The sequence below is a fragment of the Variovorax sp. CAN15 genome (assembly GCF_030462475.1).
In the GTDB taxonomy this organism is placed as follows: domain Bacteria; phylum Pseudomonadota; class Gammaproteobacteria; order Burkholderiales; family Burkholderiaceae_C; genus Variovorax.
The window spans coordinates 1-9,260 of record NZ_JASMRZ010000125.1 but is presented as its reverse complement, the minus strand read 5'-3'; the positions used below and the strand labels follow the sequence as shown (position 1 = coordinate 9,260).

Annotated in this window: 9 protein-coding genes; all 9 read left to right on the top strand. The window is 64.5% G+C overall.

The genetic code is table 11. The features are described from left to right. Nucleotides 1-192, top strand: a 192-nt coding sequence (locus tag QMO14_RS31775; protein ID WP_301512051.1) for a chemotaxis protein CheW, incomplete at its 5' end; no start/stop codon positions are given. A 53-nt stretch (nucleotides 193-245) separates the two neighbouring features. Further along, nucleotides 246-1,811, top strand: a complete 1,566-nt coding sequence (locus QMO14_RS31770) for a methyl-accepting chemotaxis protein (RefSeq protein WP_301512050.1) — start codon at nucleotides 246-248, stop codon at nucleotides 1,809-1,811. Nucleotides 1,812-1,817: 6 nt separating this feature from the next. After that, on the top strand, nucleotides 1,818-2,117 hold the full coding sequence (locus tag QMO14_RS31765) for a hypothetical protein (protein WP_301512049.1): 300 nt from the start codon (nucleotides 1,818-1,820) through the stop codon (nucleotides 2,115-2,117). Next, complete coding sequence (locus tag QMO14_RS31760) at nucleotides 2,114-3,832, top strand: methyl-accepting chemotaxis protein (protein WP_301512048.1); 1,719 nt, start codon at nucleotides 2,114-2,116, stop codon at nucleotides 3,830-3,832. Before QMO14_RS31765 ends, QMO14_RS31760 begins: the two co-directional genes overlap by 4 nt. Before the next feature lie 104 nt (nucleotides 3,833-3,936). Beyond that, nucleotides 3,937-5,652 (top strand): methyl-accepting chemotaxis protein, encoded by a 1,716-nt coding sequence (locus QMO14_RS31755; protein WP_301512053.1) that lies wholly within the window; start codon nucleotides 3,937-3,939, stop codon nucleotides 5,650-5,652. Nucleotides 5,653-5,761: 109 nt separating this feature from the next. Beyond that, nucleotides 5,762-5,914, top strand: coding sequence for a hypothetical protein (locus QMO14_RS31750; RefSeq protein WP_301512047.1), 153 nt, complete (start codon nucleotides 5,762-5,764; stop codon nucleotides 5,912-5,914). Nucleotides 5,915-5,932: 18 nt separating this feature from the next. After that, on the top strand, nucleotides 5,933-7,549 hold the full coding sequence (locus QMO14_RS31745) for a methyl-accepting chemotaxis protein (protein ID WP_301512046.1): 1,617 nt from the start codon (nucleotides 5,933-5,935) through the stop codon (nucleotides 7,547-7,549). A gap of 109 nt (nucleotides 7,550-7,658) precedes the next feature. Next, entirely contained in the window at nucleotides 7,659-8,117 is a 459-nt protein-coding gene (locus QMO14_RS31740) for a chemotaxis protein CheW (RefSeq protein WP_301512052.1), read from the top strand. A gap of 58 nt (nucleotides 8,118-8,175) precedes the next feature. After that, nucleotides 8,176-9,260: HAMP domain-containing protein (locus QMO14_RS31735; RefSeq protein WP_301512045.1), on the top strand; the 1,085-nt coding region annotated here is incomplete at its 3' end.

Below are 9,260 nucleotides of genomic sequence, written 5' to 3'. Positions count from 1 at the left end.
GTGGACAGCGTGTCGGACGTGATCACGCTGACGGGAGATCAGATCAAGCCTGCGCCGGAGATGGGCTCGGTGCTGGACGCGGACTACCTGATAGGGCTTGGCACGCTGGATGAGCGGATGCTGATTCTTGTGGACATCGACAGGCTCATGTCCAGCGAGGAAATGGGGCACGTCGAGAAGATGGCCGCCTGAGAAGGCCGGTCCCATAGAACGAAGACAAGGAAGTTCCGACTGGAGGCATGGGAATGATGAAGAACTGGACGGTGGGACGACGCATGGGCATCGCCTTTGCCTGGGTGCTGTTGCTCCTGATGGCCATCGCGAGCATCGGCGTGCTTCGCCTGCAGGCCGTGGGCGATGCGACGCGGGATCTCGTCCGTGAATCGCTGTCCAAGGAGCGGCTGGCCGCTGCCTGGCAACTGGCCACCAGCAACAACAGCATTCGCACCTTCTCGCTGCTCAAGAGCGACGATGCGGATGTGCAGGCGTTGCTGCGGAAGCACATAGCGGCCACCAGCGCGGTCATCACCGAAACCCAGAAGAAGCTCGAGGCCGTACTGGCGTCGCCCGAAGAGCTTGCGCTGAGCGCCGACATCAAGAAAAAGCGCGGTGACTATGTCGAGCTGCGCAACCAGATCCTCAAACTCAAGGCCGAGGGGCGCAAGGACGAGGCATCGAAGCTGACCGACACGCAGCTCGTTCCCGCGCTGAGCGCCTACGAGGCGGGCATCCGTGCCATGGTGAACCACCAGCAGCGGCAAATCGACAGCACAGCCGCCGTCATCGATGCCAAGTACCTTTCGGGCCGCGCCTGGATCATTGCCCTGGCCGCCGTGGCGCTGCTTGCCGGCACGGCGACTGCGTGTTTGCTGACGCGCAGCATCGTGCAGCCCATCGGCGAAGCGCTGCTGATCGCGGAGACAGTCGCTGCCGGCGACTTGAGCCAGGAATTCGAGACCGAGCGCGGCGGTGATTTCGGCAGGCTGCTGCGCGGCATGGGCGACATGGAAGACACGCTGACCGATCTTGTGACGCGCATCAAGACCTCCACCGATTCGATTGCGGTGGCATCGCGCCAGATCGCGGCAGGCAACCAGGATCTTTCGTCGCGTACCGAAGAGCAGGCGAGTTCGCTGGAGCAGACGGCAGCTTCGATGGAAGAGCTGACCTCCACGGTCAAGCAGAACGCGGACAACGCCCGGCAGGCCAACCAACTGGCTGTCTCTGCCTCGGAAGTGGCAGTGAAGGGCGGCAGCGTCGTCTCGCAAGTGGTCGACACCATGGGCTCGATCAATGCGTCGTCCAAGAAGATCGTGGACATCATCGGCGTGATCGACGGCATCGCGTTCCAGACCAACATCCTGGCGCTGAATGCAGCCGTTGAAGCGGCTCGTGCCGGTGAGCAGGGGCGTGGCTTTGCGGTGGTGGCCTCTGAAGTCCGAAGCCTGGCTCAACGCTCCGCTGCAGCCGCCAAGGAAATCAAGACCCTGATCGGCGACTCGGTGGAGAAGGTCGAGGAAGGCAGCAAGCAGGTGGAAGAAGCGGGCCGCACGATGGAAGAGATCGTGGGCAGTGTGAAGCGCGTGACGGACATCATGGGCGAGATCACGGCGGCGAGCCAGGAACAGACCTCGGGCATCGAGCAGATCAACCAGGCGATCACGCAGATGGACCAGGTCACGCAGCAGAACGCGGCGCTGGTCGAGGAGGCCTCTGCGGCGGCCCAGTCGCTGCAGGAGCAGGCCGACGAACTCATGCGCGCGGTCAGTACTTTCAAGCTCGATGCGGAAGAAGAGGCTCAGGCCGCCTGAAGACCCATGCGTACGCGTATCAGCCCCAGGCTTGCCCTGCGCATTGGCGCGGGCTTCGCCATCGTGTTGTTTCTGTTGGCCGTGGCGTTGAGCCTCGGCTTCAAGGCCGGTGCCGGCGACGAGTGGGCGCGGCAGACAGTTTTTGTGCTGGGCGTGGCCGCATCGCTCACCGCCATCGCCGTCGTATGGCTCGTCATGCGCTCCGTCACCCGTTCGACCCATGACGCAGCCAAGGTCTCGGACCGGCTCGACAGGGTGTTCGAGCATGTCAATGCCCAGATTTCTGAAAAAAAACTCTCCCCATGAACTCGTTTCTCAATCTCAAGATAGGCGTCCGCCTCGGCGCGGGCTTTGCTGCCGTCCTCCTTCTGCTGGCCGGCATCGCTGGCCTGGGCCTCAGCGCGATGACCGACATCCAGTCGCGGCTCAACGGCATCGTCACCGGCAACAACGTCAAGGTAGTCCTGGTGAACAAGATGCTGGACTCGATCCGCGACATCGCCATCCTCGACGGCAACATGATTCTCCTGACCGACGATGCAGCCATGCGCGAGGAGTCGAAGAAACTCGTCGCCGCGCGTGAACGCTTCACCGAAAGCCGCGGCGCGCTGGCCAAGCTGCTCGCCACGCCGGAGGGCAAGGCGCTGCTCGCGCACATCGACGAGAAGGTGGCCGTGCTCGTGCCGCTGAACGCGCAGATCAGCGAGTTCGCGCTGCAGAACAGGAACGACGAGGCGACAGCGCTCTTCATCTCCAGGTTCCAGCCCGCCGTGCGGGCCGTGCTCGCGGAGCTAGAGGCGATGGCCGAGCACCAGGAGCGTCGCTCCATGGAGGCCAACCAGGAGGCAGGCGAAGGCTATGCGTGGTCGCGCAACCTGATGCTCGCACTGGCCAGCGTCGCCGTGCTTGTCGGCGCCGGCATTGCATGGCTCATCACGCGCTCGATCACCCGGCCCATCAGCGAGGCAGTGCAAGTGGCAGAGAAGGTCGCGGCGGGCGACATCAGCTCGCGCATCGAGGTGGCATCGAAGGACGAGACCGGCCGGCTGATGCATGCCCTCAAGGAAATGAACGAGAGCCTCGTGAAGATCGTCGGCGAGGTGCGCACCGGCACGGACACGATTGCGACGGCATCCGCGCAGATCGCCTCGGGCAACCAGGATCTGTCTTCGCGCACCGAGCAGCAGGCGAGTTCGCTGGAGCAGACGGCAGCCTCAATGGAGGAGTTGACCTCCACGGTCAAGCAGAACGCGGACAACGCCCGGCAGGCCAATCAGCTGGCCGTGTCAGCCTCCGAGGTGGCAGTGAAGGGCGGCAGCGTCGTCTCGCAAGTGGTCGACACCATGGGCTCGATCAATGCGTCGTCCAAGAAGATCGTGGACATCATCGGCGTGATCGACGGCATCGCGTTCCAGACCAACATCCTGGCGCTGAATGCAGCCGTTGAAGCGGCTCGTGCCGGCGAGCAGGGGCGTGGATTTGCGGTGGTGGCCTCTGAAGTCCGAAGCCTGGCTCAACGCTCCGCGGCAGCCGCCAAGGAAATCAAGACCCTGATCGGCGACTCGGTGGAGAAGGTCGAAGAAGGCAGCAAGCAGGTGGAAGAAGCGGGCCGCACGATGGAAGAGATCGTGGGCAGCGTCAAGCGCGTGACGGACATCATGGGCGAGATCACGGCGGCGAGCCAGGAGCAGACCTCGGGCATCGAGCAGATCAACCAGGCGATCACGCAGATGGACCAGGTGACGCAGCAGAACGCGGCGCTGGTCGAGGAGGCCTCCGCGGCGGCGCAGTCGCTGCAGGAGCAGGCCGGCAGCCTCGTGCAGGCCGTGAGCATCTTCAAACTCGACGCCAACGCCGTCGCCACCGTGCGCCCCGGATTCACGCCCATCACACCCATCCCGAGGCCGGCGAAACCGGCGCCGAAGCGGCCCGCCAAGGCCCTGCCCACGCGCAAGGAACCCTCGGCCGCCCCGCAACTCGCCATGGCCGGCGACGCCAAGGGCGACTGGACCGAGTTTTGAGTTAACAAATTGAAGGTCCGAGATTCCGATGCCGATAGCGGGGTGACGGTGTTGCGCATGTCGCGCAAGCACGGGTGCCGTCCCCTGTCATCGGAGGAGGAAGTATGAGATTCAAGGACCTGAGAATCAGCACACGCCTGGGGCTCGGCTTTGCGGTGATGCTGTTGCTTGTGGCCTGCATGGCCGGCATCGGGCTATGGAGGCTGGCCAACGTGAGCCAGGCCACGGAGAGGATGATGACCCAGGCGCTTGCAAAGGAACGCCTGGCCGGCGAATGGCAGAGCAATCTCAGGTCGACCTCGGTCGCCACCATTGCCATGATCAAGGCGCCGGATGCCACGCTCGAAGCCTATTTCGCCAAGCTCCAGTCGACCGGCATGGAGCGTATCTCCTCGGTTCAGAAAGAGTTCCAGTCGAGGCTGAGCACGCCGGAGGAGAAAGAGCTCTACGAAAAGATCATGGTCGCGCGAACCAGGGTGCGCGAGATTGTGACGAACCTGACAACGCTCAAGGACCGGGGGCGGATCGAAGAAGCGCAGAAGATGGTCGACACCACCTTTTCCGAGGCGCTGGCAGCTTATGGCATCGCAGTCGACAGGCTTGACCAGCACCAGCACGACGAGATCGACGCGGCTGCCCGCGAGATCGCAGAAGACTATGCCGCAGGCCGGATCATGCTGCTGTCGCTGGCTGCCGTTGCCGTCGTGCTGGGTGCGCTGTTCGCGTGGCGCCTGAGCTCGGGCATCGTGCGGCCGCTGGGCCATGCAGTCGAAGTGGCAGAGACCGTGGCGGCCGGCGACCTGCGCGTGGACATCCGCGTTGAAAGCCGCGACGAGGCTGGCCAGCTGATGCAGGCGCTGAAGCACATGAACATGAGCCTTGCCAAGGTGGTCGGCGAAGTCCGCCTCGGCACGGACACGATCGCCACGGCATCGAGCCAGATCGCATCCGGCAACCAGGATCTTTCTTCCCGCACCGAAGAGCAGGCAAGCTCGCTGGAGCAGACGGCCGCTTCGATGGAAGAGCTGACCTCCACGGTCAAGCAGAACGCGGACAACGCCCGGCAGGCAAACCAGCTGGCGGTCTCGGCGTCCGAAGTCGCGACCAGGGGCGGCATGGTGGTGTCGCAGGTGGTGGACACCATGGAGTCCATCAATGCGTCGTCCAGGAAGGTCGTCGACATCATCGGCGTGATCGACGGCATCGCGTTCCAGACGAACATCCTGGCGCTCAATGCAGCCGTCGAGGCAGCGCGGGCAGGTGAGCAGGGCCGTGGCTTCGCAGTCGTGGCGTCGGAGGTTCGCAGCCTGGCTCAACGCTCTGCAGCAGCAGCCAAGGAAATCAAGACCCTCATCGGCGACTCGGTGGAGAAAGTCGAAGAGGGCAGCAGGCAGGTCGAAGAAGCCGGCCGCACGATGGACGAGATCGTCGGCAGCGTGAAGCGTGTGACGGACATCATGGGCGAGATCACCGCGGCGAGCCAGGAGCAGACCTCGGGCATCGAGCAGATCAACCAGGCCATCACGCAGATGGACCAGGTGACGCAGCAGAACGCGGCGCTGGTCGAAGAGGCATCCGCGGCGGCCCAGTCGCTGCAGGAGCAGGCGGGCAGCCTCGTGCAGACCGTGGGCGTCTTCAAGCTAGACCAGGGCGCGGGCATCAGTGCTGCGCAGCGCCCGGGTCTCAGCCGCACCACCCCCGTCGCGAAGCCGGTGAATGTTCTTTACTCGCGCGGACAGGAAGGCAGCGAGAGAGGCGGCGAGCCCGTGCGCCAGCTGGCCATGGCCGGCGCCGACGCTAACGAATGGACCACTTTCTGATAACAAAGGGCTCAACTCTGGCGCGCACGTGCCGATAACAGGACGACGGTGCTGGCGCATCCATCGAATGCGGCGGCCCGGTCTCACGCTAGAGAAGGAAGAAAGAGGTATGAGCTTGAAGGATCTGAAAAACAGCACTCGGCCCGGCCCGGGTTTCGCGGCGGCACCGACGCCGATCGCCCTGACCATGGGCTTCGAGTGGATCAATCAGGCGATCGTGCGGATGAACCTGGTCGCGCAGCAGCGCCCGACCCCGGCCTGAGGGGAGGACGAACGGACCATGCGCGTCAATCTTCCCGTCACCGGCACCGAATACGAACTGTCGCCGGACGCCGCCCTGGTGTCCCGTACCGACCTGAAGGGTCGCATCACCTACGTCAATCCGGCCTTCATCGAGGCCAGCGGCTTCACCGCGGCCGAACTCATGGGCAAGGCGCACAACATCGTGCGCCACCCCGACCTGCCGCCCGAGGCGTTTGCCGACCTGTGGCAGACGCTGGGTCAAGGCCTGCCCTGGACCGGGCTCATCAAGAACCGCCGCAAGAACGGCGACTTCTACTGGGTGCTGGCCAACGTCACGCCCATCCGCCGCGACGGCCGCACGCAGGGCTACATGTCCGTGCGCAGCAAGCCGGGCCGCGCCGAGGTGGCCAAGGCCGAGGCGCTGTATGCCCGCATCCGCGAAGGCCGCGCGAAGGACATCGAACTGCTGCAGGGCGAGGTGGTCTCGCGCGGCTGGACCGACCCGCTGGCCCGGCTTCGCCGCATCCCCGTGCGCCAGCGCGTCTTCGGCGCGACCGGCATCGGGGCGCTGATGTCGCTGGGCCTTGGCTTCTTCGGCTGGATGGAGGCATCCCGGCTGGCCGCATCCGCAGCCGCGCAGAGCTGGCTGCCAGGTGCCGCGGCCATCGGCGGCGCGGGCTTCGCGATGGCCTGGCTGGGTCTTGGGCAGTTCCTGGTGCGCACTGTGTTCAGGCCGCTGGACGAGGCGGTGCATGTCGCAAGGGCCATCGCGGGTGGCGATCTCGTGCGCTTCGACGTGCGGCGCGGTGACGAGATCACCGGGCTGCTGCGCGCGCTGAACCAGATGAGCGCGAACCTGTTCGCCATCGTGGCGGACGTGGGCGCCAACGTGACGGGTGTGATGTCGGCTTCGAGCCAGATCGCTTCAGGCAATCAGGATCTGTCTTCGCGCACGGAGCAGCAGGCCAGCTCGCTGGAGCAGACGGCCGCTTCGATGGAAGAGCTGACCTCCACGGTCAAGCAGAACGCGGACAACGCCCGGCAGGCCAACCAACTGGCTGTCTCTGCCTCGGAAGTGGCAGTGAAGGGCGGCAGCGTTGTGTCTCAAGTGGTCGACACCATGGGTTCGATCAATGCCTCGTCCAAGAAGATCGTGGACATCATCGGTGTGATCGACGGCATCGCGTTCCAGACCAACATCCTGGCGCTGAATGCTGCCGTTGAAGCGGCTCGTGCTGGTGAACAAGGTCGTGGTTTCGCTGTTGTCGCCTCCGAAGTCCGCAGCCTCGCTCAACGCTCCGCCGCAGCCGCCAAGGAAATCAAGACCCTGATCGGCGACTCGGTAGAGAAGGTCGAAGAGGGCAGCAAGCAGGTCGAAGAGGCCGGCCGCACGATGGAAGAGATCGTGGGCAGCGTCAAGCGGGTGACGGACATCATGGGCGAGATCACGGCGGCGAGCCAGGAGCAGACCTCGGGCATCGAGCAGATCAACCAGGCGATCACGCAGATGGATCAGGTGACGCAGCAGAACGCGGCGCTGGTCGAGGAGGCCTCCGCGGCGGCCCAGTCGCTTCAGGAGCAGGCCGACGGCCTGGTGAAAGCCGTGCGCGTGTTCAGGGCAGAGGCCGCCGAGACCGTCGCCGAAGCCGCCTGAGTCCACTCGAAAACCCCAAAACCCCATTCAAACCGGAGAAGAAAAGATGCTGAACAAGGCAAGAGATCCCCTGCAACAGGCCGCCTCGGGCTCGCCCGCCGCCACTGGCATGAGCCGCCTGGAGGTCGTGACCTTCAAGCTGGGCGAGGAAGAGTACGGCATAGACATCCAGAAGGTTCAGGAGCTGCGCGGGTACGACGCGGTGACGCGGATTGCGAACGCGCCGGAGTACATCAAGGGGGTGGTGAACCTGCGCGGGATCATCGTTCCGATCATCGACATGCGCATCAAGTTCAAGCTTGGGGAGCCGACGTACGACCAGTTCACGGTGGTGATCGTGCTGAACATAGGAGGTCGGGTGGTGGGGATGGTGGTGGACAGCGTGTCGGACGTGATCACGCTGACGGGAGATCAGATCAAGCCTGCGCCGGAGATGGGCTCGGTGCTGGACGCGGACTACCTGATAGGGCTTGGCACGCTGGATGAGCGGATGCTGATTCTTGTGGACATCGACAGGCTCATGTCCAGCGAGGAAATGGGACTGGTCGAAGCCGCCGCCACCGCCTGAGCCCGGTCCGAGGTCGCAAGGCCGGCCCGGTTTCCAACCTTTTCCTGAACGCCTTACCATGAACTTTCTCTCCAACCTCCGCATCGGCAACCGGCTGGCGCTGGCTTTCGCCATCGTCCTGGGCCTGACCGTGGTCTCGACCGCCATCGCGCTGGTCTCCGCGCGCAACAACGCCGAAGCCACGCGGATCATGATGCGCAGTCCGCTCGCGAAGGAGCGGCTCATCTCCGACTGGTATGTGCTGACCTACTCGGCCATCGCCCGCACGTCGATGATCGCCCGCACGACCGACGAGAGCCTGCCGGTGGTCTTCGCCGACGTCATCTCCGACAGCGTGAAGAAGGGCAGCGAGACCATCGCCAAGGTCGAGAAGCTGCTGGTGACGGACGAGGAGAAAGCCACCCTCAAGTCCATCCTCGAACTGAGAGCGAAGTACCAGACCGCGAAGGAAGACGTGGGCAAGGCCAAGGCCGGCGGCGACACGGTCGCGACCGCGCGCGTCTTCAAGGAAAGCTTCCTGCCGGCCGCCAAAGCCTATGAGACCCGCGTGTTGAGCCTGCTGTCGCTGGAGCGCAAGGCCATCGACGACATGAGCGAGGCCATCGACGCGGCCAACACTCGCAGCTTCAACCTGCAGCTGCTGCTGACTGCCCTGGTCGTGGTCAGCGGCGGCGTCTTCGCTTTCTTCATCTCGCGCAGCATCGTGCGTCCGCTGGCACAGGCCGTGCAGGTAGCCGAGACGGTGGCCGAGGGCGACCTCAGCGCGAACATCGAAGTGCGAGGCCGCGACGAAACGGGGCAGCTGATGGAAGCGCTCAGGAAGATGAACACGAACCTCGCGAAGGTAGTGGGCGAGGTTCGAGAAGGAACCGAGACCATCGCGACAGCTTCGGGGCAGATCGCATCGGGCAATCAGGATCTGTCTTCGCGCACGGAGCAGCAGGCCAGCTCGCTGGAGCAGACGGCCGCTTCGATGGAAGAGCTGACCTCCACGGTCAAGCAGAACGCGGACAACGCCCGGCAGGCCAATCAGCTGGCCGTGTCAGCCTCCGAGGTGGCGGTCAAGGGCGGCAGCGTCGTGTCCCAGGTGGTCGACACCATGGGCTCGATCAATGCCTCGTCCAAGAAGATCGTGGACATCAT

Coding starts and splice junctions, on each gene's coding strand:
- QMO14_RS31770 (WP_301512050.1), top strand. CDS start 246: ATGATGAAGAACTGGACGGTGGGACGACGCATGGGCATCGCCTTTGCC.
- QMO14_RS31765 (WP_301512049.1), top strand. CDS start 1,818: ATGCGTACGCGTATCAGCCCCAGGCTTGCCCTGCGCATTGGCGCGGGC.
- QMO14_RS31760 (WP_301512048.1), top strand. CDS start 2,114: ATGAACTCGTTTCTCAATCTCAAGATAGGCGTCCGCCTCGGCGCGGGC.
- QMO14_RS31755 (WP_301512053.1), top strand. CDS start 3,937: ATGAGATTCAAGGACCTGAGAATCAGCACACGCCTGGGGCTCGGCTTT.
- QMO14_RS31750 (WP_301512047.1), top strand. CDS start 5,762: ATGAGCTTGAAGGATCTGAAAAACAGCACTCGGCCCGGCCCGGGTTTC.
- QMO14_RS31745 (WP_301512046.1), top strand. CDS start 5,933: ATGCGCGTCAATCTTCCCGTCACCGGCACCGAATACGAACTGTCGCCG.
- QMO14_RS31740 (WP_301512052.1), top strand. CDS start 7,659: ATGAGCCGCCTGGAGGTCGTGACCTTCAAGCTGGGCGAGGAAGAGTAC.